This is a genomic window from Streptomyces sp. NPDC005805 (genome assembly GCF_040630445.1).
Taxonomy (GTDB): domain Bacteria; phylum Actinomycetota; class Actinomycetes; order Streptomycetales; family Streptomycetaceae; genus Streptomyces.
Window position 1 is genome coordinate 65,377 of the sequence record NZ_JBEXXN010000003.1, and the last position, 19,618, is coordinate 84,994.

Genomic DNA, 19,618 nt, shown 5'->3' on the forward strand with positions numbered 1-19,618 from the left:
TTCCGCCCGGAACGGCAGCGGCCGGTGCGCGGCCCGTGCCACTCTGAAGCCCAGGCATATGACGAGGCAGAGGACCACGGCCGGGGAGGGGAGCCACGGTGCTGCGCCGTACGCCCGGTGAAGCCGTACGCCCGGTGGACGGGAGAAGTCCCGGCACCCGAGGGTGCCGGGACTCCGCCTCCCCGATTCCGACCCGGAGCCCCGAGCTCCCAGGGTCGGTCCCCTCGGACCGGTCAATCCCCGAGCGGTCCGCCTCCCGCAGGGAATCTCCCCGCGCCGCCCGTGTCCAATCCCGCGCGGCAGTCACTCGAACGAGGGGTGTTGCGTGGCGGAACCGCGTTTTCGAATAAAGGTTCGATAGTGTGGGCGGTGCTCGACAGCAACCGTTCGAACCGGGGGAAGAAGGGGGTGCCAGGCCAGATGGTGCGGCGCATCGACGTGACCGGAGCCGAGGGCGTACGCCTGGCTGCCTGGGAGTTCGCGGACCCGCCCAAGGGCCGCGGGGAGCACGAGCACGCGCCCGGCGTGTTACTGCTCCACGGGCTGATGGGCCGCGCCTCCCACTGGGCGCCCACCGCCCGCTGGCTGGCCGAACGCCACCGCGCGGTCGCCCTCGACCAGCGGGGCCACGGCCGCAGCGACAAGCCCGCCGAGGGCCCGTACACCCGTGAGGCGTACATCGCGGACGCCGAGGCGGCCGTCGAACAGCTCGGCCTCGCCCCGGTCACCCTGGTCGGCCACGCGATGGGCGCGCTGACCGCCTGGCAGCTCGCCGCCAGACGGCCCGACCTCGTCCGCGCCCTGGTCATCTGCGATATGCGCGCCTCGGCCCTGGGCACGGCCTCCCAGCGCGACTGGGAGGAGTGGTTCCGCTCCTGGCCGGTGCCCTTCGCGACCCTCGCGGACGTGCGCAAGTGGTTCGGCGAGGACGACCCCTGGGTGGAGCGCCCCAACCCGGCCCGCGGCGAGTTCTTCGCCGAGGTGATGGCCGAGGGCCCGGACGGCTGGCGGCCCGTTTTCTCCCCGCGCCAGATGCTCGACGCCCGCGCCTCCTGGGCCCTGCACGCCCACTGGGACGAGCTGGCCCAGGTCCGCTGCCCCACCCTGGTCGTGCGCGGGCTGGACGGGCGCCTCGGCCGGGCCGAGGCGCAGGAGATGGTGCGCGTCCTGCCGCGCGGTGAGTACGGGGAGGTCGCCGAGGCGGGCCACCTGGTCCACTACGACCACCCCGACGGCTGGCGCGGCGCGATCGAACCCTTCCTGGACAACGTTCTCCCGGCCTGACCCCGGGGCCTGCCCCCGGGCCGGCCCCGGTCCCGCGTCAGCCCTTGCTGACCGCCGTCAGGATCTCCGGCAGCCGCCTCGCCGTCCGCGGGGCCGCGAGCCGGACGCCCGCCCACGCCAGCAGCGCCCCGTACGCCGTGCCCACCGGCAGGACGAGCCAGGGCCCGCCCGCCTCCGAGACATGCAGCCAGATCGTCAGCACCAGCACCGGCGAGGCCAGCAGGGCCGAGACCAGCAGCCCGCCCATGATCGAGATCCAGGCGAGCCCGCCCTGCCCCGGCGCGACGTTCTTGTACGCGCTGTCCTGCGGGATCGAGTACGGGAACAGCGCCGACGCCACCGCCCCCGTCGCCGCCAGCGCCCCGAGCAGCGCGAACGACAGCCCCAGCACCTCCGGCAGATCCCCCCAGACGTCGAGCATCGCGACCGTCACCGCGCACACCAGCACCGTGTACGGGACGGTGACCAGCAGCATCGCCAGCGCGCGGCCCCGCAGCTCCTCGTACGCGTCCCGGGTCGTCGAGATCGTCATCGCGACCATCCAGAAGCCCGAGTAGTCCTGGCCGAACTGGTTGTAGGTCAGCATCCCGAGCATGCCCGCCGCGAAGCAGGCGAAGTAGACCGAGCCGGTGCCCTGGAGGGCGTTGAACACCGGCACGATCAGGCCGAGTGCCAGAGAGGTCACCCAGGCGCCCCGGGTCTTCGGGTCCCGCCAGATGTAGCGCAGCGCGCGCTGCACCACCGCGCCCGTCCGGCCGTCGGGCAGCAGCCGGCCGAGCCCGGTCGAGGAGGTGCGCTCACGGCCCGGGTCGGTGGTGGCCGCCGCCATCGTGGACGCGTCCGGGGCCGTCATCAGCGTGGTCAGGCTCCGCTGCCACCACCACAGCAGGGCGACCAGCGCCAGCGCGGAGAGGGCGAGTTGGGTCAGCGCCGTGCCGAGGGAGCCGTCCGCCGCCGAGCCGACCGCCGCGATCGCCGAGGCGGGCGGGACCCAGCGCACCACGGCCTCCACCGGCTCCAGCGACGCCAGACCGCCCGCCTGGTTGATGCGCTGCGCCCCGAAGTTGACGACCTGGATGCCCACCGCGACCAGCAGACCGCTCAGCACCGCCAGATCGCGGCCCTTGCGGGAGGTGAGCAGCCGGATGTTGGCGGCGGCGACCGCCCGGGCGAGGGCCACGCACACCAGCAGGAGCAGCGGCACCGCGAGCACGGCCACCACCGTCGCCGCCGCCCCCTGCGCCAGCGCCAGGACCGCGCCCAGGGCGAGGCAGAGGGTGAACAGCGGCCCGATGCCGACCAGGGACGCGCCGAGCAGGGCCGTCACCAGCGGCCCCGGCCGCAGCGGCAGCATCACCAGCCGGCTCGGGTCGAGGGTCTCGTCACCGCTGGGGAAGAAGAGGGGCAGGATCGCCCAGCCGAGCGCGACGATCCCGGCGAGGAGCACCACCACGGTGGACGCCTGTTCCTCGCCGCGCAGCAGGATCAGCCCCAGGAGCTGGCCCGCCGCGAGCAGCAGGGTGAACACCAGGGAGATCACGAACACGGCCGTGCGGCCGGTGGACTGGCGCAGTCCGTTGCGCAGCAGGGCGACTTTCAGCCGGACCACGACCCGGGTCAGTTCCGCGGTGCTCAGCGCGGGCCGCCCCGCGCCGCCGTCGGAGGGCGTCGGGCGGAGTACGTCCGCCGCGCGGTCGTGGCCGGGGGCCGTGCCGCTCGCCCGGTCCGGGCCGGTGGCGCTCACCGGCCACCGCCGCCGAGCCAGTCCAGCGAGGCGCCCGCGTCGCGCCCCTGCGCGCCGACGAGTTCGAGGAAGGCCGACTGGAGGGTGGGCGCGGAGCCGCGCACCTCGGCCAGCGGGCCCTGCGCCCGGATGCGGCCCGCGGCCATGACCGCGACCCAGTCGCACAGCGACTCCACCAGCTCCATCACATGGCTGGAGAACACGACGGTCGCGCCGGAGGTGGTGTAGCGCTCCAGCACCCCGCGGATCGTCTGCGCGGACACCGGGTCCACCCCCTCGAACGGCTCGTCCAGGAAGAGGACTTCGGGGTTGTGCAGCAGGGCCGCGGCCAGTCCGATCTTCTTGCGCATACCGGTCGAGTAGTCGACGACCAGCTTGTTGCCGGCCCCCGCGAGGTCGAGGACGTCGAGGAGCTGCGCGGCGCGCTTGTCGACCTCCTCGCCCGGCAGACCGCGCAGCCGGCCGTTGTACGCGAGGAGTTCGCGACCGGAGAGGCGCTCGAACATGCGCAGGCCCTCCGGGAGCACCCCGATCCGGGCCTTGACCTGGACCGGGTCCCGCCAGACGTCGTGCCCGGCGACCAGCACCCGGCCCTGGTCGGGCCGGAGCAGACCGGTCACCATGGAGAGGGTCGTCGTCTTTCCGGCGCCGTTCGGGCCGACCAGGCCGATGAACTTGCCCGCGGGCAGGGCCAGATCGATCCCGGACACGGCGATCTGCTCGCCGAACCGCTTCCACAGCCCTTCCACCTGAACGGCGGGCGGGGCCGTGCGCTCCCCGCCCCCCGCCGTGCCGTCCGTCTGCTCCGGCATGGTCACTGCCTCCTGTGCTCCCCGTCGGTACGGCCTCAGCCTACGGAGGCCGCCGGTGATCGCACAGGGGTCGGAACGGGAAGTCCCGGCAGGTCAGCATTGCCGGAACCGCCCCCCTGCCGGGCCCGGTAGCGGCCCCCGCCGGGCCCGGGTCGGCGGGGGCCCGGCTCAGACCTCGCGGGTCCGCAGCTCCGCCGCCTCCCGGCCACAGGCGTACGCGAGCGGGCTGATCAGCTCCTCCGCGTCCGGGAGCCAGCGGTTCGCGGGGGTGGGGCGGCGGGCCCACTGGACCGCGCCCCGGCCGCCGATCCGGGTGGGCGGGGCGGCGATCCAGTGCCCCTCGCCCCGGGTGACCAGGTCGATCGCGGAGGGCATCCAGCCGAGGTTGCGGATCAGGTCGGGCGCCTTCGCGGACGCCCCGGGGAGGACGAAGAAGAGCATCCGGCGGTCCGGGGTGCAGGTCACCGGGCCGAGCGGCAGGTCCATCCGCTCCAGCCGGGCGAGGGCGAGGAAACCCGCGGACTCGGAGACCTCCAGGGCGTCGAAGGCGCGGCCCGTCGGCAGCAGGATCGAGGAGCCGGGCTGCTTGGTCCACATCCGCCGGGCGCCCGACGCGCTCCCGGTCGCCTGGCCCGCCCAGTCCGGCCGGTCCGGGTGGGCGCCGGGCGCGGGGCAGCCGGTGTCGCCGCAGGAGCAGCGCTCCGCGCCGTCGACGGCCTCCAGCCAGGTGCCGGGGAAGACGTCCCAGTGCCGCTCTTCCGCGTACCGCACGGCACTGTCCAGCAGTTGCTCGCCGCGCTGCTGGGGGATCCGTGCGGCTTCCGTGACTCCCAAGGTCTCATCCACGCCACACTCAACTGCGGCGGTCACCTCCGGTTACGGTCCGCCCGCGTACGCGCTCGGCGCATCGATCCTGCATGCGGGGCGCACGGATGCACGGCCGGGGGCGCGCGCGAGGGCGGGCCGCCCGCAGCGGGTAGCCACTGCGGCGGGGAGACGTGCGGGGGCGCTTCCCCGTGCGCGCGTCCGGCGGGCGGGAGCACCCCGCGCACCGGGCGACGGCGGCACTCGCACCACGGGCAACAGCAGCAAAGGTAATCAATCCGACCAACTGTGCATTCTCCGTATACCAGCCGGGCAGTGATCGACTCATCGATCATCGCGGCACCAGGGGGTACTTCATGGCAGCCAGGCCGCTCGTCGCACGACAGCCGAACGAACGGTTGCAGGCGCTCATCCAGGAGGCCGGGTGCTCCAACGCCGGTCTCGCCCGCCGGGTCAACGTGGTCGGCGCCGAGCGCGGCCTCGATCTGCGGTACGACAAGACCTCGGTGGCGCGCTGGCTGCGCGGGCAGCAGCCGCGCGGCCGGGCGCCCGGGGTCATCGCGGAGGCGCTCGGCCGGAAACTGGGCCGCACGGTCACGATCGACGAGATCGGCATGGCCAACGGCAAGAACCTGGCCACCGGTGTGGGCCTCCAGTTCGCGCCGACCGTGCCCGGGGCGATCGAGCAGGTCTGCGAGCTGTGGCGGTCCGACGTGGGCCGCCGGGACTTCCTCTCCGGGTCGGCGGTCGCCGCGTCCGCGCTCGTCGAGCCCAGCCGCGACTGGCTGATCACCGGAGCGGACCCGCATGTCGCGCGCTCGGCGGGCGCCCGGGTCGGCGCCTCGGACGTGGCGGCGGTGCGGGCCACCACGGCCGCCCTCACCGAACTGGACCACCGCTTCGGCAGCGGCCAGGTCCGCCCGATCCTGGTCCACTATCTGAACAGCGTGGTCTCCGGGCTGCTCTCCGGCTCCTACCGGGAGGCGGTCGGTCGTGAACTGTTCGCCGCCGTCGCCCGGTTGACCGAGCTGGCGGGTTACATGGCCGTCGACACCGGCCAACCCGGCCTCGCCCAGCGCTACTACATCCAGGCGCTGCGGCTCGCCCAGGCCGCCGGGGACCGCGCCTACGGCGGATACGTCCTGGCCGCCTCCATGAGCCATCTCGCCGCCGAGCTGGGGAACCCGCGCGAGATCGCCCAGCTGGCGCGGGCCGCGCAGGAGGGCGCGCGGGGCCGGGTCACACCGCGTGCCGAGGCCATGTTCCACGCGGCGGAGGCCCGGGGGCACGCCCTCCTGGGCGACGCGCACACCTGCCACGAGGCGGCGGGCCGGGCGGTCGCCGCGCTGGAGCGGGCCGAGCCCGGCTCGGGTGACGACCCCGACTGGATCACCCACTTCGACCAGGCGTACCTCGCCGACGAACTGGCCCACTGCCACCGCGACCTGGGCGAGGCGGACGCGGCCGCCCGACAGGCGCGCACCGCGCTGGCCGGGCTCCCGGAGGCCAAGGCCCGCCGCCGGGCGATCGGGCTGGTCCTCCTCGCCTCGGCGCAGGTCCAGCAACGTGAGGTGGAACACGCCTGCTGCACCGGCATGCAGGCCGTGGAACTCCTCGACACCCTGCGCTCCAGCCGCGGCGCGGAGTATCTCGACGATCTGCGGCAGCGGTTGGAGCCGTACGCGCGGGAGGCCGCGGTCCGCGAGTTCTCGACCCGGCTGGATCTGCGCACGGCGGCCTGAGCGGCGCGGACGGTCCGTCCCGAGGGCGGGCGGCGAGGTGCCAACCGGCCGCCGGGGAGCGGGGGTTGCGGCGCCACCGCCCCCGCCCCGCCGGGCGCCGGAGAGCGGGGTGCCGGCGGGTGTTCCCGGTGAACGGCCGTGCGGGCGGGGCATGAACAGCGTCCTGTGTCCCCATCGTGTCACTGCTGCCGTACGTGTGTGCGGCGGCCTCCGGGCACCCGGTAGCGTGAACCGACGATTCCGTAGGTCCAGATGTAGGAGTCCCGGTGACGCACAGCGGACAGGGTGACGAGCAGCACCCGCGGGCCGCGCGGCCCGCGCACGAGGGCGTCGTGCTGCCCGCGGACGGCAGCGAGCCCCTCATACCCGGCGCCCACCGGGGTCCGCAGGCGGCTCCCACGGGCGGGCAGCCGTGGGGTGAGCCGTGGGGCCCGCCCCAGGGGCAGCCCCCGGCCCCCGGCGGCCCGGGCGCGGGCCACGGCTCCCCCGCGTACGGCGCCGACCACGGCACTCCGACGTACGGCGCCGACCACGGTTCCGCTCCCGCCCAGCCGGGCTACGGCTACCCGCCCGCGTCCGCGCAGCCGGGCCCCGGCCACCCGGGCGGCGCCCCGGCCCCGCTCCCGGGGCAGGCCACGGACGGCTACGGCTACGGCTCCCCGGCCGCGCCCGGCTACGGGTATCCCGGTGGGGCTCCGGCTCCCGGACCAGGACAGGCGCCCGCTCCGGCTCCCGCACCGGGCCGGGCGACCGGGGGCTACGGCTACCCCGCCGCGCCCGCCCAGCCCGGCTACGGCTACCCCGGCCCGGACGCCGGATACGGCGTCCCCGTCGCCCAGCCCCTGCCCCCGCAGCACGGCACCGGCGGGTACCCCGGGCCGGAGGCCCCGGCGGCGGGCCCGCCCGCACACCAGACGTACGGCGGCCCCGGGCCCCTGCCGGCCGCTCAGGTACCGGGGGGCGACGACCGGACCCAACTGATCCCGCCCGTGTCCGGCGGGCCCCTCCCCGCGCCGGGGCCGTCCGGCGCGGACGACCACACCCAGCTCATCCCTCCGCAGACCGGCGCCGCGCCCGTCGGTCCGGGCGCCGGGCCCGCGCCCGGGGCCCCCGGCGCGTCCGACGCCACCCAGTACCTCGCGCCCGTCCGGAGCGGCGCCGGGCCCGGGGCGCTGCCGCCCGAGCGGCCCGCCGAGTCCACCACCTTCCTCGGCACCAGGCGCCCCGCCCCGGAGGCCCACGCCGCCCCCGGCGGTGGCGCGGACGACGCCACGCAGTACATCGCCCCCGTGCCGCCCGCCCCCGCCGGGGCCCCCTTCGGCATCCGCCCCGGCGCCCCCGGCGACCGGCAGCCGCCCGCGGAGTTCGACAGCCTCTTCCGGTCGGACGCCCCGTACGCCGCCGCCCCCGCCGATGCCACGGCCCAGCTGCCGCGGATGGACGCCGGCCCGCCCGCCTCCGGCCCCCGCCAGACGGCCCGGCACGGCGGCGGCCACCGCTACGACGAAGAGCCCCCGTACCGCGCCCACCGCTACGACGACGAACCCCCGGAGCGGCGCCGGTCCGCCGTCCCGGTGGTGGCCGCGTTGGTCATCGGCTGCGCCGTGCTCGGGCTCGGTGTCGGCGCGGTGATGTTCGGCGGGGACGACTCCTCGGACGAACCGGACAAGACGGTCGCCGCGTCCTCCTCCGCCCCGGTCGAGAGCAGCCCCTCCTCCCCGCCGCCGCCCGACCCGGCGAAGAACCAGGCCGAGGCGCTCGACAAGCTGCTCGCCGACAGCAACAACAGCCGGGCCGCGGTGATCCGTTCCGTCGAGAACATCAAGCAGTGCACCGACCTCGACCAGGCGGTCACCGACCTGAAGGACGCGGCCGCCCAGCGCCGCGATCTGGTGACCCGGCTCGGCGGGCTCACCGTCGACGCCCTGCCGAACCACGCGGCGCTGACCGCCTCCCTGAACGAGGCGTGGCAGGCGTCCGCCTCCGCCGACGACCACTACGCGGCGTGGGCGGAGCAGGCCAAGGGCAAGAAGGTGTGCCGGGGCGGCAAGGCCCGCGCCACCTCGCAGACCGCGCAGGGCAACCGCGCCAGCGGCGAGGCTACCCGGGCCAAGAACAAGGCCGCGCCGCTCTGGAACGCCATCGCCCGCGAGCACGGCCTCACCGAGCGCCGCAGCCAGCAGCTGTGACGACGAGGGGGGGCGGGGCCGGCCGGCCCCGCCCCCCCCTCGTCCACGCGCCGCGTCAGGAGGCCGCGGTCAGCGTGTCCGCGACATCGACGAACTCCTCCCGCTGCGGTACCAGCCGCCCCTCCCGGACGACCTGGAAGGTCACGCTGCGGTTGACGATCCGCGGGTAGTCCGGCGCGCCGAGCATGTCGTCGTGGCCCCAGCGCAGTTCCGGGGTGAGGCCGTCGGTCGAGACCGTCAGCCCCTGGTCGAGGGCGTACGCGATGCGCCGCGGGGTGATCGTGTCGCTGTCGAGCGCGGCCAACACCCGCTCCAGGACCGTGTACGCGATCCAGGTGGTCTGCACCCCGGGGTCGGCCGGGTCCACGGCGTTGTCGCCGAAGGCGTGCTCGTCGATGACCCGCCGCATCGCCGCCCAGCGGCTGTCGTCGGCGGACGGGTACCAGCTGGTGATGTACGCGCCCTCGAACGGGCCGGAGCGCCCGCCCGTCCGGTCCACCAGCGGCTGGCCGACACTGCCGATGACGGAGGAGATCCGGATGTCCCGGCCGTCCTCGGGCAGGCGGCGGTAGGAGTCGAAGAAGGTCTCCGTCCGGTCGCCGAGGGCGGCGGTCACACAGCCCGGCCGCGCCGTGCCCCCGGCCTTCCCGGCGGACCCGGCCGCCCCCGTGCTGCCCGTGCTCCCGGCGTGGCCCGCGAGGGTGCCGATCCCGCCGCCGGGCTCCGCCGCCCGCTTCCGGGCCAGCTCCGCCTGCTCGGTGTAGTCGGTCGCGTCGTCCCGCGCGATGATGTCGGCCGTGGAGGCCCCGCTCCGGCCCTTCTTCAGGCCCGAGGTGAGCAGCTGGGAGAGATCGTCCCCGGCCAGGCTGTCCGGGCGCACCAGGGACACGTCCCCGCAGGACCCCGCGAGCTGCTGCCCGTTGCCGGCCAGCAGGGCGGGCTGGCCGCCGTTGACGGGGTAGGACAGATAGCTGGTGAACTCGTCCGCGGAGATGCCGTATCCGCCGATGAAGGGGATGCCCGCGGCCTCCAGCGGGGCCATGAACGAACCGTGCTGGCTGTAGGAGCCGACCACCGCGACGACCCCCTCCTTGACCGCGCGGCGGGCGCAGGCGGAGGCGCCCTCGGGGGTGTTGCGCTCATTGCAGGTGAGGACGCGCAGCTCGTGGCCGTCCAGCCCGTCACGGGTGGCCGCCCAGCGCGCGTAGGCCCGGGCCATCGCCGTCATCCCGGGCATGTTGGTGGCCCGGGTGTCCACGGGGGCGAAGGTCATCACGGTGACGGGCTCCCGGGAGCCCCCCCGGGCCTCCCGGGAGGGCACCGCACCCGGCGACGAGCGCGGCCCCCGCCGTCACGGCCACCGCGGCCGCCGTACAGAGGACTCGGACCCGGGATGCGGTCCTGGACGGGCGGGGGGACGGGGAACGACGCCAACCGGTCATGACCCCGCACACTTCCTCCCCACGGGGAACACCACAGTGAGCGCGCTTCAACGCTCGGTGACCGGAAAGTGAATTACGGGGGCGGCTCAGGATGATCGAAAAGGGAACGTACGATCGAACATGTGCAGCAAGGTTCGGTCAACCCTTCCCGTCGCGGCCGTCGCTCCTCCACCATGGGCGGCATGCCGCTCACTGACATGCCCTGGTGGCGCTGGCGCGCCAACGTGCGCTCGGCGCTGCACATGCTGTCCGACCCCGTCTTCCACCAGGAGTGCTGGCTGGCGGGCCGGGAGGGGTACGGCGACGTCACCGACGCCGTGTACCGCCTGGTCGAGGACACCTGGCTGGACAACTGGTCGGCCGAGAAGTACGTCGGCACGATCTTCCGCGACTCCGGCGAGGCCGCCCTCGTGGACGTCGCCGTGCTGCGGGTGCTGCGCATCATGCACCAGGTCGGCGCGGACGCCCCGGTCTCCGCGTACCTGGAGCACCACGGCTGGCCCGAGGCCGTGCGGGCCGCGCGGGACGCGCACGTCCGCCTCGCCTCGAACGACGGCGAGGACCCGGACGCCCCGCCGCGCTCGCTGGACGTGCTGCGGATCATGACCAGCGCCGCGTCCTGACGGACCGGGGCCGCCCCGGTCGCGGCGCCTGTGTCCGGGCCCGCGTCCGCCGGTCGGACGGTGGTGCGGGCCGGGACGCGGACTGTGGCAGGCTACGAGGATGACCGACCAGTACGTCCTCACGCTCAGCTGCCCGGACAAAAAGGGCATCGTGCACGCCGTTTCCAGCTATCTCTTCATCACCGGCTGCAACATCGAGGACAGCCAGCAGTTCGGCGACCAGGACACCGGTCTGTTCTTCATGCGGGTGCACTTCTCGGCCGAGACGCCGGTCACCGTGGAGAAGCTGCGCGCCAGTTTCGCCGCCGTCGGGGACTCCTTCGGGATGGAGTGGGAGATCCACAGCGCCGGTGAGCGCATGCGGGTCGTCCTGATGGTCAGCAAGTTCGGCCACTGCCTCAACGACCTGCTCTTCCGGGCGCGCACCGGGGTCCTCCCGGTGGAGATCGCCGCGGTCGTCTCCAACCACACCGACTTCGCGGACCTGGTCGCCTCCTACGGCGTCCCCTTCCACCACATCCCGGTGACCAGGGACACCAAGGCCGAGGCCGAGGCGCGGCTGCTGGAGCTGGTGCGCGAGGAGGACGTGGAACTGGTCGTCCTCGCCCGGTACATGCAGGTCCTCTCGGACGACCTGTGCAAGCAGCTCAACGGCCGGATCATCAACATCCACCACTCCTTCCTGCCGAGCTTCAAGGGCGCCAAGCCCTACCACCAGGCGCACGACCGGGGGGTGAAGCTGATCGGCGCGACCGCCCACTATGTGACCGCGGACCTCGACGAGGGCCCGATCATCGAGCAGGAGGTCCAGCGGGTGGGCCACCAGGTCAGCCCGGAGCAACTGGTCGCCACCGGCCGGGACGTGGAGTGCCAGGCGCTGGCGCGCGCGGTGAAGTGGCACGCGGAGCACCGCATCATGCTCAACGGCCGCCGCACGGTCGTCTTCGCCTGACGCGGACGCCTCCGCACGGGGCGGGCGTCAGAGCCGGCTGAGCGCGGCCGCCGCGAAGAGGACGTCGCTGATCGCCTCGCGGTCCCCGTCCTGTCCGGCCGCCGCCTCCTGCGGGGAGACATGCCCCGCGACCAGCCGGCAGAACTCCACCCCGTCCAGGGCCACCTGGGCGACCGCCCGGTCCGCCGAGCCGACCGCCGCGGGGGAGTCCAGCGCGATGTACCAGTTCCCGCCGCCGGAGCCCTCGACCTCCAGGTGCAGCGAACGCCCCGGTGAGCCGGGCGTCACCAGATGCCGCGCCGGGGAGGCGAGCCCGGCCCGGCGGCGGTCGGCGAGGGCCGCGGGCAGCAGCCGGGCCGCCAGGTCGATCATCCGGTGCAGATGGGCGCCGCTGGGCGCGGTGTACGGGTAGTCGACGGCGCCCGCGATGTCGTCGGCGTGGATCCAGCACTCGAAGGCGCGGTCGAGCAGCGCGTCCCCCAGCGGAAGGGCGAACGCGCCGTAGGAGACCGGGAGTTCCGCGACGCCCCGGCCCGCGAAGGAGACCGTGCGGATCAGCGTGTGGGTCTGCTCCCGCCACGGTTCGCGGATCCGGCGGCCGGACGGCAGCGTCCCGCACTCCCAGAACACCTCGGTCCGCCGGCCGGGCCGCCGCGGCGCGTCCGGGCCGAGCGGGTCGTCCAGACCGAGCGCGGCGGCCACCAGACCGTCGACGCTCATCAGATGGGCGATGACCCCGGCGACGGTGGTCCCGCGGTCCACCCGCCGTTCCCCGTCGAACCACTTGAGGCGCACGGGCGCGTGCCACTCGCCGTCGCCGATGTCGCGCAGCAGGGCGTCGAGCCGGGCGGTCTCCGCGTCGTAGGCGTCGGCCCAGCCGGGCACCGGGATACGGGCGGGGCGCCGGCCGAGGCAGTTCTCCAGGACCTGGAAGCGCAGCAGAGGGTCGAGGTCGAGATCACGGTCGGCGTGCAGCAGCCCCACGGCCTCGCGCAGCCGCAGCGCCTCCTCCGCGCAGGGCGCGCAGTCGCCGAGGTGCTCCTCGACGGCGGCGGTCTCCTCCGCCGAGCAGGCGGACAGCGCCCAGGCGCCGAGCAGCGACTTCAGCACACCGTGCGAGGGCGGTTCGGCGGCTCCGGCCGCCTCGGGCGGCGGCGCGGCCGGTTCGGGCGGCACCTCGGGCTCGACGGGCTCGGCCGGGGCGGGCGGAGTGTCAGCGGCGGGCGGGCTGTCGTCGCGGCCCGTCACCCGGGACTCCGGCCGGGCGCCGGCGGCCGGCGGCCGCGCACCCCGCCCGGGGTCCTTGCGGCGCGGCAGCGCGGGCCTGCGCGGACGGTACGCCTCGGGCGGCAGATCGTCCGCGGCCCCGCGCGGACCCGGTATCCGCGGGGCGCCCCGGACCTCGTCGCGGCCCCGGTCACGGTCGTCGCCGGAGCCGCCCGCCCCACCGGCCCCACCGTCATAGGGGTTGTCGTCGTGCGCGCTCACAGGGCGCGTCCGTATCCGGGCGGCGAGGAGCCCTCCAGCGGGCGGGTGTGCGCGGTGGAGAGCAACTGGAGGCCGAGCCGCAGCCGGCGGCGGGCCTCGTCCTCGGTGACGCCCAGGTCGGCGGCGGTCTGCCGGTAGTCGCGCCGCTGGAAGTACGCCAGCTCCAGCGCGGCGCGCAGTGGGGCCGGCATGGAGGTGCGGATGTAGTCGGCCCGGGCGGCGACGGCCGCCCGCCGCACCCGCTGCTCCAGTTCCTCGGGCGTGCCCTCGCCGCCCGCGGCCAGGGCGGCCGCCTCGGTCTGGCGGAGCCGGTGCACGGCCTGGCTGTTGGTGAGCCGGGCGACCCACGCGCGCATGGACCCCTGCTTGGGGTCGTAGGCGTCGGGGTTCTCCCAGATGTAGCCGAAGACCTCGCGGGTGACCTGGTCCGCGGCCTCCTCGTCCTCCAGGACCCGGTGGGCCTGGCTGTGGACGAGGGACGCGAACCGGTCGTACAGCTCGCCCAGGGCGGCGGCCTCGCCGCGCGCGAGCCGCTGCTGCATCCTGCGGTCCCAGCGCGGTGGTGCGTCCTTCGCCATGCTGCCCCCAGTCCCTGCGGTGCGTCGTACCTGCGGCGCTGCCCTGTTTCCGCTTCTGCCCGCGTCGACCCGGGCCCACCGTACGTCCCCATCGAATGTAGTGCGCCCTGTGGCGTGTGTGCTCCCCTTTGCGACAAGTACGGACAGAGGCCCCTCGCGCGTGATAGGCCCCCGGAACCGGTCGCGGAAGGGGGAACTCCGGGTGGCCTCCGTCGCGTTTCACGCATGCACGGCAGGGCAGGGGCGAGTGGAAGGGCGGCTTCCGGTCTTCGGGCCGCCGGTGCGCGAAGGGGTCCGTTGATGATGCTCAAGGTGGCCGAGGCCCGGCAGGGCGGATGGACCCTGCTGCATGTGTCCGGCGAGCTGGATCTCGTCTCCTCGCCCGTGGTGCGCCAGCGGGTGCACGACGCGGTCGCCGCCGGCCACCGGGATGTGGTGCTCGACCTCTCCGAGGTCCTCTTCTGCGACTCCAGCGGTGTCGGGGTCCTGGTCGCCGCCCGCCGGCTGATGCGCTCCTGCCGGGGGCGGCTGCGGCTGGTGCTGCCCGCCCGGGGCGCGGAGGACGGCTCCCATGTGAACCGCGTCCTGGCCGCTCTCGGCGTCCGCCGCCTCTTCGACGTGTACGCGGACGCGGACTCGGCCGCCGACGAGGAGGCGCGCCCGCTCTCCGCGTAGCGCGGCCGGCCCGGGCCGTGTGCGCGGTGCCGGCGGGGCTCCTGTGGCGGGGCCGTGACCGATCCGGTGACCGCCCGGTACCCGCGGGGGCCGTCGGGGCCGTACGCTCCCGGCATGGACAGCGCAGAGTACGAGCGGAAGATCGCTTCCCGCTTCGCGGCCTTCGACCAGGACGGCAACGGCTCCATCGACCGCGAGGACTTCAGCAAGGCCGCCGCCGCGGTCCTCGCCGAGTTCTCCGTCGCGGCGCGCTCCGACAAGGGGCAGGCCCTCTACGGCGGGGCGGAGGCGTTCTGGCAGGGCATGGCCGGCATCGCCGACGTGGACGGCGACCAGCGGGTCAGCCGCCAGGAGTTCGTCACCGGCGCGGCGAAGAGACTGCGTGACGACCCCGAGCGCTTCGGCGAGATCGCCCGTCCGTTCCTGCACGCCGTGGTCGCCGTCGCCGACGAGGACGGGCAGGGCGTCACCCCGGCCGCCGCGGCGCGGGTGCTGCGTGCCCTCGGTGTCGCAGAGGAGGCGTCCGAGCAGGCCGCCCGCGCCCTGGACGCGGACGGCGACGGCCGGATCTCCGAGCAGGAGGTTCTGACCGCCTTCGCGGCGTACTGCGTCACCCCGGAACAGCCCCACTAGAGGCGGCGATTCGGCCGGGCTCCGGTCCCACCCGTGCGGAACGCGGGTGGGACCGGAGCCCGGCCCGTGCCGTGGCCCGAGGTGTGCCGGAGCGTCACCCTGTGTCGACCGTCGCGTCGATATCGGGTTGTGTCCTCGGAAGGGGTGGTCACGGCCCGGAGTCGTCCCCCGGCTCCGGTACCCTCCATGGGATGCGAGTCGCTGCGAGGACGGAGTTCCCCGGCACGGCCACAACGGCCGCTCCGGTACCGTCGATGCGCGCTGATCATCCGGCGTGCGTACGGGCCGCGCCCCTGTGTTCGAGTCCCCGCGCGGTGCGTCGCACAGTATGCACCACGGGTACTCCTTCTTGCTGGAATATGCCCGAAGCGCTTGTTGCGGTGACTGTACGTCAACCATGCTGTCCGGCAAGGGAATCACGTTCCGTGATGGCAGTGAGGCGCAAGGCGATGTGTCCGCCGGTTCGGATGGTGTGAGCGGTGCAGGTGCTTCAGGTGCAGTTGGAGATCGGCCCCGACCCCGCAGAGGTGGGGCGGGCCAGGAGATGGGCCCGGTCACGTCTGCTGGGCTCCGGCGTCCGTGACGACGAGCCGCTGGCCGAGACCTTGATCCTGCTGATCTCGGAGCTCGTGACCAACGCCGTGGTCCACACGGGCTGTCCGGCGGTGCTGCGGATGCTCTTCGGCGCCGGCCCCGCCGACGCCGGCACGGTCCGCGTGGAGGTCGCCGACGCCAGCGCCGTCCCGCCGAGGCCCCGGCGCGCCGAGGGCGACGACACCAACGGCCGCGGGCTGGAACTCGTCGACGGGCTCGCGGACCGCTGGGGCTGGACGGCCGAGGGCGGCGGCAAGTCGATCTGGTGCGAGGTGGACCGATGTCCCCGCTCCACCGCCGCCCCGCTCGGCAGCCGGCCCGCCCGGGCCTCCTTCGGCGCCGACTCCTACGGCTCCCTGCGCGCGACGGCCGGCTGATCAGTCCCCCGGCGGGGGCCCCACCGGCGGCCCCACCTCGGACGATCCCGGCGGCGGGTCCAGCGGCGGCAGGTTCAACGGCCCCCGCCCCTCCCGGACATCACGCACCACCTGCGGCTCCGCCACCAGCCGGCCCGCCGGGTCGACGGTGACGAGGACCGCGTCCTTGCCGAGGCACCGCTCGTCCGCCGCCACCGGGCCCTCGCAGAACAGCACGTACCCCCGCTGCCGGTCCAGTCGGCCGGGCAGCAGGCTCCACACCCCGCCCCAGGTGCGCACCGCGCGGGCACCCGGCACCGAGCGCGCCAGCCAGGCGTCGGTCGCGTCGTGCACCGCCGCCGTGAACGCGAGGCGGTCCTCCCGGGTCCGGACGATCCGGGGCCGGCCGGAGTCCGGCAGAAGAGCCCCGTCCCGCCAGGTGTACGCCACCGCGTGCGAGGTCCGCGCGGCGAGGGCCGCCTGCCGGCCGGAGGAGGAGAGCCGCAGCAGCGTCGGCGCGTCCTCCTCGCCGCGGGGCAGCTCGCGCACCGCCGCCGGGGAGGCGATGTGGACGCTCGTACCGGTGCGTTCCGCGGCCGTCGCGGCGGGCAGGGCGCGGGCGTAGCGCTCCAGGCAGCCGCCGATCCGGGCCAGTTGGTCCGCCAGGCCCGGCTCCGTCAGCTCGGTCGCGATCCAGGGTTCGAAGACCGTGCCGCGCAGCACCCGCACCGCGTGCACCTCGTAGCCGCAGCGCCCCAACTCGTCCCGGAGCAGCCGCCATTCGGCAGCCGCCGCCTCGCCGCGCGCCCGTGCCTCCCGCAGGGCGGCCGCGCAGTCGCCGCTCCCCTCGCAGCGCTCGCGTCCGGCGTCGACGCGGAGCCGGACGAACGCGTCCGGGTCGTCGCGCAGCGCGTAGGTGACCTCCGAGCCGGAGGTCTCCGGGAACAGCGTCCGGGCGCCGATCAGGCGCAGTTCACCGGGGTGGACCCGCTCGGCCAGCTCGGCGGCGAAGGCCCGGTCCTCCTTCGTCGACAGCACCCCGCAGCCGCTCACCAGCAGCGCCAGCGCCGCGACCACCACCCCTCGCCGCCACCTCGTCCGCATGGCCACCGCCTCCCGCCCCCGTGTCCTTCGCCCGTGCCGTGCCCGTGCGGCGAGCGTAGGGAGGCGCGGGGCCGCGGGGGATGAGTACGCGTACCCGTCCCGCGTACTCGGACCCGAGCGGTGTGCTCAGACGGCCGTCGAGCGGAAGGTCCGCCGGTAGACGGTCGGGGTCACCCCCAGGACCGCCGTCAGATGCTGGCGCAGGGACTGCGCGGTGCCGAACCCGGCGTCCCGGGCGACCTGTTCCATCGACAGCCCGGTGGTCTCCAGCAGGTGCCGCGCCCGTTCCACCCGCTGCTGGGTGAGCCACTGGCCGGGGCTGAGCCCGACCTCCTCGCGGAAGCGGCGGGTGAAGGTCCGGACGGACATCGCCTCCCGGCGGGCCAGGTCGCGCAGCTGGATCGGCTCGTGCAGCCGGTCCAGGGCCCAGGCGCGCGCGGCGGTCGTCGTGGCGAGCTGCGGTTCGGGGAGCGGGCGGCGGATGTACTGCGCCTGGCCGCCGTCCCGGTGCGGGGGCACGACCGTGCGGCGGGCGACGTCGTTGGCGACCGCCGTGCCGTGGTCGCGGCGCACGAGGTGCAGGCAGAGGTCGATGCCGGCCGCGACACCCGCCGAGGTGAGCACGTCCCCGTCGTCGATGAACAGCACGTCCGCGTCCACCCGGACCTCGGGGAAGAGCTGCTGGAAGTGTTCGGCGGAGGACCAGTGGGTGGTGGCGGGCCGCCCGTTCAGCAGGCCGGCCGCGGCCAGTACGTAGCCGCCCGTGCAGATGGACACCATCCGTGTGCCGGGGCGCACCAGGGCGAGGGCCCCGGCCAGTTCCGGGGTCAGCCGGCCCTCCCGGTACACGGGCCCGAGCCGGTACGAGGCCGGGACGACGACGGTGTCGGCCGTGGCCAGGGCCTCCGGCCCGTGCTCGACATGGATCGCGAAGTCGGCGTCCGTGGGCACCGGTCCGGGGCGCACCCCGCAGGTGACGATCTCGTAGAGCGGCGCGCCGTAGGGGCTCCTGGCCCGGCCGAAGATCCGGTGCGGAATGCCCAGCTCGAAGGGGAGCAGCCCCGGCAGCGCCAGGACCACCACCCGGTGCGGCGCCCCCGCCCCGGCCCGATCCGTCTCCGCTCCCGCCGCCGTCTCCTGGTTCATGGCGTCCATGGCCCGATCCTAGCGAACCCTGTCCTTCGGGCCAGTCGTCCGGTGATCGCGCGGGCACGAGTCTGGGTGGCGTGACCCAGACAAGCTCTCCACCGGCGGGTTCCCCGGGCCCCGGGCCCGCCCGGCCGCGCCCCGGCCGGGACCGGCGCCGCCCGCCCCGTGTCCACCGCGCCTGGTCCGTCGCCGCCGTCGCCTTTGTGACGATCATCGGCGCGGCGGGCTTCGCCTCCCTCCCCGGGCTGCTGATCGACCCGCTGCACCGGGAGTTCGACTGGTCGCGCGGCACGATCGGCTTCGCGATCTCGGTGAACCTCGCGCTCTACGGCCTGACCGCCCCCTTCGCCGCGGCCCTGATGGACCGTTTCGGCATCCGCCGGGTGGTCGCCGTGGCCCTGTCGGTCATCGCCGCCGGCTCCGTGCTCACCGTGTGGATGACCGCCGCCTGGCAACTGGTCCTGTTCTGGGGCGTGCTGGTCGGCCTGGGCTCCGGGTCGATGGCGCTCGCCTTCGCCGCGACCGTCACCAACCGCTGGTTCGTCAAGCGGCGCGGGCTGGTCACCGGCATCCTCACCGCGGCCGGCGCCTCCGGGCAGCTCGTCTTCCTGCCGCTGCTCTCCTGGTTGGTGGAAGAGCACGGCTGGCGTCCGGCCGCGGTCACCGTCGCGCTCACCGCGCTCGCCGTGGTGCCGTTCGTCTGGCTGCTGCTGCGCGACCACCCGGCCGACGTGGGCGCGGCCGCGTACGGCGCGGAGGGCTTCACGCCCAAGCCGGACCCGGTGCCGGGGGCGGCCCGCCGAGCGGTGGCGGTCCTGTTCCGGGCCGCGCGCACGGGGCCGTTCTGGCTGCTCGCGGGCACCTTCGCGATCTGCGGCGCCTCGACGAACGGCCTGGTCAAGACGCACTTCGTGCCCGCCGCGCACGATCACGGCATGCCGATCACGGCCGCCGCCTCACTCCTCGCGGTCATCGGCGTCTTCGACGTCGTCGGCACCATCGCCTCCGGCTGGTTCACCGACCGTTTCGAGGCCCGCCGGCTGCTGGCCGTCTACTACGCGCTGCGCGGGATCTCCCTGCTCTTCCTGCCGATGCTGCTGGCCCCGTCCGTGCAGCTCCCGATGATCTTCTTCATCGTCTTCTACGGCCTGGACTGGGTGGCCACCGTCCCGCCGACCATCGCCCTCTGCCGTGAGCACTACGGCGAGGACGGCGCGATCGTCTTCGGCTGGGTCCTCGCCTCCCACCAGGTCGGCGCGGCCGTGGTCGCCTTCGCGGGCGGTGTCGCCCGGGACGTCTTCGGCAGCTACGACGTCGTCTGGTACGCCTCCGGCGCGCTCTGCGCGGTCGCCGCTCTAATGGCCCTGGTGATCCGCCGCCCGGCCCTGACGGAGGTGGCCCCGGCGCTGCGCTGAGCCGCCGCCGTGC

The 19,618-nt window shown here is 75.0% G+C and carries 17 protein-coding genes and 1 pseudogene; 9 read left to right on the forward strand and 9 right to left on the reverse strand.

Translation table 11 applies throughout. The features are described 5' to 3' along the window. The first annotated feature begins 420 nt into the window (after positions 1–420). Positions 421–1,284 carry an alpha/beta hydrolase gene (locus ABZ457_RS02920; RefSeq protein ID WP_359153458.1) on the forward strand — a complete coding sequence of 288 codons (864 nt, stop codon included), beginning with the start codon at positions 421–423 and terminating at the stop codon, positions 1,282–1,284. A gap of 37 nt (positions 1,285–1,321) precedes the next feature. Here ABZ457_RS02920 and ABZ457_RS02925 read toward each other — a convergent pair whose 3' ends face one another. From ABZ457_RS02925 to ABZ457_RS02935, 3 genes are all read right to left on the reverse strand, one after another. Next, positions 1,322–2,920 (reverse strand): transporter, encoded by a 1,599-nt coding sequence (locus ABZ457_RS02925; RefSeq protein WP_359153460.1) that lies wholly within the window; start codon positions 2,918–2,920, stop codon positions 1,322–1,324. A gap of 104 nt (positions 2,921–3,024) precedes the next feature. Then, positions 3,025–3,840 (reverse strand): ABC transporter ATP-binding protein, encoded by an 816-nt coding sequence (locus ABZ457_RS02930; protein WP_359153193.1) that lies wholly within the window; start codon positions 3,838–3,840, stop codon positions 3,025–3,027. A 168-nt stretch (positions 3,841–4,008) separates the two neighbouring features. Next, the gene (locus tag ABZ457_RS02935; protein ID WP_359153195.1) at positions 4,009–4,674 is read right to left on the reverse strand and encodes a bifunctional DNA primase/polymerase; all 666 of its coding nucleotides are present in this window, start codon (positions 4,672–4,674) and stop codon (positions 4,009–4,011) included. Between the two features lie 347 nt (positions 4,675–5,021). Between ABZ457_RS02935 and ABZ457_RS02940 the strand changes: the two genes are divergently transcribed. Both ABZ457_RS02940 and ABZ457_RS02945 read left to right on the forward strand, forming a co-directional pair. After that, positions 5,022–6,407, forward strand: coding sequence for a transcriptional regulator (locus tag ABZ457_RS02940; RefSeq protein ID WP_359153197.1), 1,386 nt, complete (start codon positions 5,022–5,024; stop codon positions 6,405–6,407). 266 nt (positions 6,408–6,673) lie between these two features. Next, the gene (locus ABZ457_RS02945; RefSeq protein WP_359153199.1) at positions 6,674–8,596 is read left to right on the forward strand and encodes a hypothetical protein; all 1,923 of its coding nucleotides are present in this window, start codon (positions 6,674–6,676) and stop codon (positions 8,594–8,596) included. A 55-nt stretch (positions 8,597–8,651) separates the two neighbouring features. Here ABZ457_RS02945 and ABZ457_RS02950 read toward each other — a convergent pair. Continuing rightward, positions 8,652–10,038 (reverse strand): annotated as a pseudogene (locus tag ABZ457_RS02950) (ABC transporter substrate-binding protein). Between the two features lie 173 nt (positions 10,039–10,211). Here ABZ457_RS02950 and ABZ457_RS02955 point away from each other — a divergent pair. Together ABZ457_RS02955 and purU are read left to right on the forward strand one after the other, a co-directional pair. Further along, on the forward strand, positions 10,212–10,661 hold the full coding sequence (locus ABZ457_RS02955) for a hypothetical protein (RefSeq protein ID WP_359153462.1): 450 nt from the start codon (positions 10,212–10,214) through the stop codon (positions 10,659–10,661). A gap of 100 nt (positions 10,662–10,761) precedes the next feature. After that, positions 10,762–11,613 (forward strand): formyltetrahydrofolate deformylase, encoded by an 852-nt coding sequence (purU, locus tag ABZ457_RS02960; protein ID WP_359153201.1) that lies wholly within the window; start codon positions 10,762–10,764, stop codon positions 11,611–11,613. A 27-nt stretch (positions 11,614–11,640) separates the two neighbouring features. On the opposite strand, the gene ABZ457_RS02965 is transcribed toward purU, so the two are convergent. Together ABZ457_RS02965 and ABZ457_RS02970 are read right to left on the reverse strand one after the other, a co-directional pair. After that, positions 11,641–13,101, reverse strand: a complete 1,461-nt coding sequence (locus ABZ457_RS02965; protein WP_359153203.1) for a maleylpyruvate isomerase N-terminal domain-containing protein — start codon at positions 13,099–13,101, stop codon at positions 11,641–11,643. Beyond that, positions 13,098–13,679 (reverse strand): sigma-70 family RNA polymerase sigma factor, encoded by a 582-nt coding sequence (locus tag ABZ457_RS02970; protein ID WP_359153205.1) that lies wholly within the window; start codon positions 13,677–13,679, stop codon positions 13,098–13,100. Before ABZ457_RS02970 ends, ABZ457_RS02965 begins: the two co-directional genes overlap by 4 nt. Before the next feature lie 300 nt (positions 13,680–13,979). Between ABZ457_RS02970 and ABZ457_RS02975 the strand changes: the two genes are divergently transcribed. Continuing rightward, positions 13,980–14,354, forward strand: a complete 375-nt coding sequence (locus ABZ457_RS02975) for an STAS domain-containing protein (protein ID WP_359153208.1) — start codon at positions 13,980–13,982, stop codon at positions 14,352–14,354. A gap of 114 nt (positions 14,355–14,468) precedes the next feature. Then, a complete protein-coding gene (locus tag ABZ457_RS02980; protein ID WP_359153210.1) occupies positions 14,469–14,987 on the forward strand; it encodes an EF-hand domain-containing protein in 519 nt (172 codons plus the stop codon). Here the strand turns inward: ABZ457_RS02980 and ABZ457_RS02985 are convergent. After that, positions 14,984–15,256, reverse strand: a complete 273-nt coding sequence (locus ABZ457_RS02985; RefSeq protein WP_359153212.1) for a hypothetical protein — start codon at positions 15,254–15,256, stop codon at positions 14,984–14,986. The two genes, ABZ457_RS02980 and ABZ457_RS02985, sit on opposite strands and share 4 nt — an antisense overlap. A gap of 210 nt (positions 15,257–15,466) precedes the next feature. Between ABZ457_RS02985 and ABZ457_RS02990 the strand changes: the two genes are divergently transcribed. After that, positions 15,467–15,958: an ATP-binding protein gene (locus ABZ457_RS02990; RefSeq protein WP_359153214.1), complete on the forward strand. Its 492-nt coding sequence runs from the start codon at positions 15,467–15,469 to the stop codon at positions 15,956–15,958. Here the strand turns inward: ABZ457_RS02990 and ABZ457_RS02995 are convergent, their stop codons facing one another. Both ABZ457_RS02995 and ABZ457_RS03000 read right to left on the reverse strand, forming a co-directional pair. Next, positions 15,959–17,041 carry a hypothetical protein gene (locus ABZ457_RS02995; protein ID WP_359153216.1) on the reverse strand — a complete coding sequence of 361 codons (1,083 nt, stop codon included), beginning with the start codon at positions 17,039–17,041 and terminating at the stop codon, positions 15,959–15,961. Between the two features lie 126 nt (positions 17,042–17,167). Further along, positions 17,168–18,187: a helix-turn-helix domain-containing protein gene (locus ABZ457_RS03000; RefSeq protein WP_359153464.1), complete on the reverse strand. Its 1,020-nt coding sequence runs from the start codon at positions 18,185–18,187 to the stop codon at positions 17,168–17,170. Between the two features lie 80 nt (positions 18,188–18,267). Here ABZ457_RS03000 and ABZ457_RS03005 point away from each other — a divergent pair, with 80 nt between their 5' ends. Further along, positions 18,268–19,605, forward strand: a complete 1,338-nt coding sequence (locus ABZ457_RS03005; RefSeq protein ID WP_359153218.1) for an MFS transporter — start codon at positions 18,268–18,270, stop codon at positions 19,603–19,605. Positions 19,606–19,618: the final 13 nt, after the last annotated feature.

Excerpts from the sequence above, each read along its gene's own strand:
- purU (WP_359153201.1), top strand. The coding sequence starts at position 10,762 with ATGACCGACCAGTACGTCCTCACGCTCAGCTGCCCGGACAAAAAGGGC.
- ABZ457_RS02970 (WP_359153205.1), bottom strand. The coding sequence starts at position 13,679 with ATGGCGAAGGACGCACCACCGCGCTGGGACCGCAGGATGCAGCAGCGG.
- ABZ457_RS02980 (WP_359153210.1), top strand. The coding sequence starts at position 14,469 with ATGGACAGCGCAGAGTACGAGCGGAAGATCGCTTCCCGCTTCGCGGCC.
- ABZ457_RS02995 (WP_359153216.1), bottom strand. The coding sequence starts at position 17,041 with ATGCGGACGAGGTGGCGGCGAGGGGTGGTGGTCGCGGCGCTGGCGCTG.
- ABZ457_RS02930 (WP_359153193.1), bottom strand. The coding sequence starts at position 3,840 with ATGCCGGAGCAGACGGACGGCACGGCGGGGGGCGGGGAGCGCACGGCC.
- ABZ457_RS02920 (WP_359153458.1), top strand. The coding sequence starts at position 421 with ATGGTGCGGCGCATCGACGTGACCGGAGCCGAGGGCGTACGCCTGGCT.
- ABZ457_RS03000 (WP_359153464.1), bottom strand. The coding sequence starts at position 18,187 with ATGAACCAGGAGACGGCGGCGGGAGCGGAGACGGATCGGGCCGGGGCG.
- ABZ457_RS02955 (WP_359153462.1), top strand. The coding sequence starts at position 10,212 with ATGGGCGGCATGCCGCTCACTGACATGCCCTGGTGGCGCTGGCGCGCC.
- ABZ457_RS02940 (WP_359153197.1), top strand. The coding sequence starts at position 5,022 with ATGGCAGCCAGGCCGCTCGTCGCACGACAGCCGAACGAACGGTTGCAG.
- ABZ457_RS02985 (WP_359153212.1), bottom strand. The coding sequence starts at position 15,256 with ATGATCAGCGCGCATCGACGGTACCGGAGCGGCCGTTGTGGCCGTGCC.
- ABZ457_RS02975 (WP_359153208.1), top strand. The coding sequence starts at position 13,980 with ATGATGCTCAAGGTGGCCGAGGCCCGGCAGGGCGGATGGACCCTGCTG.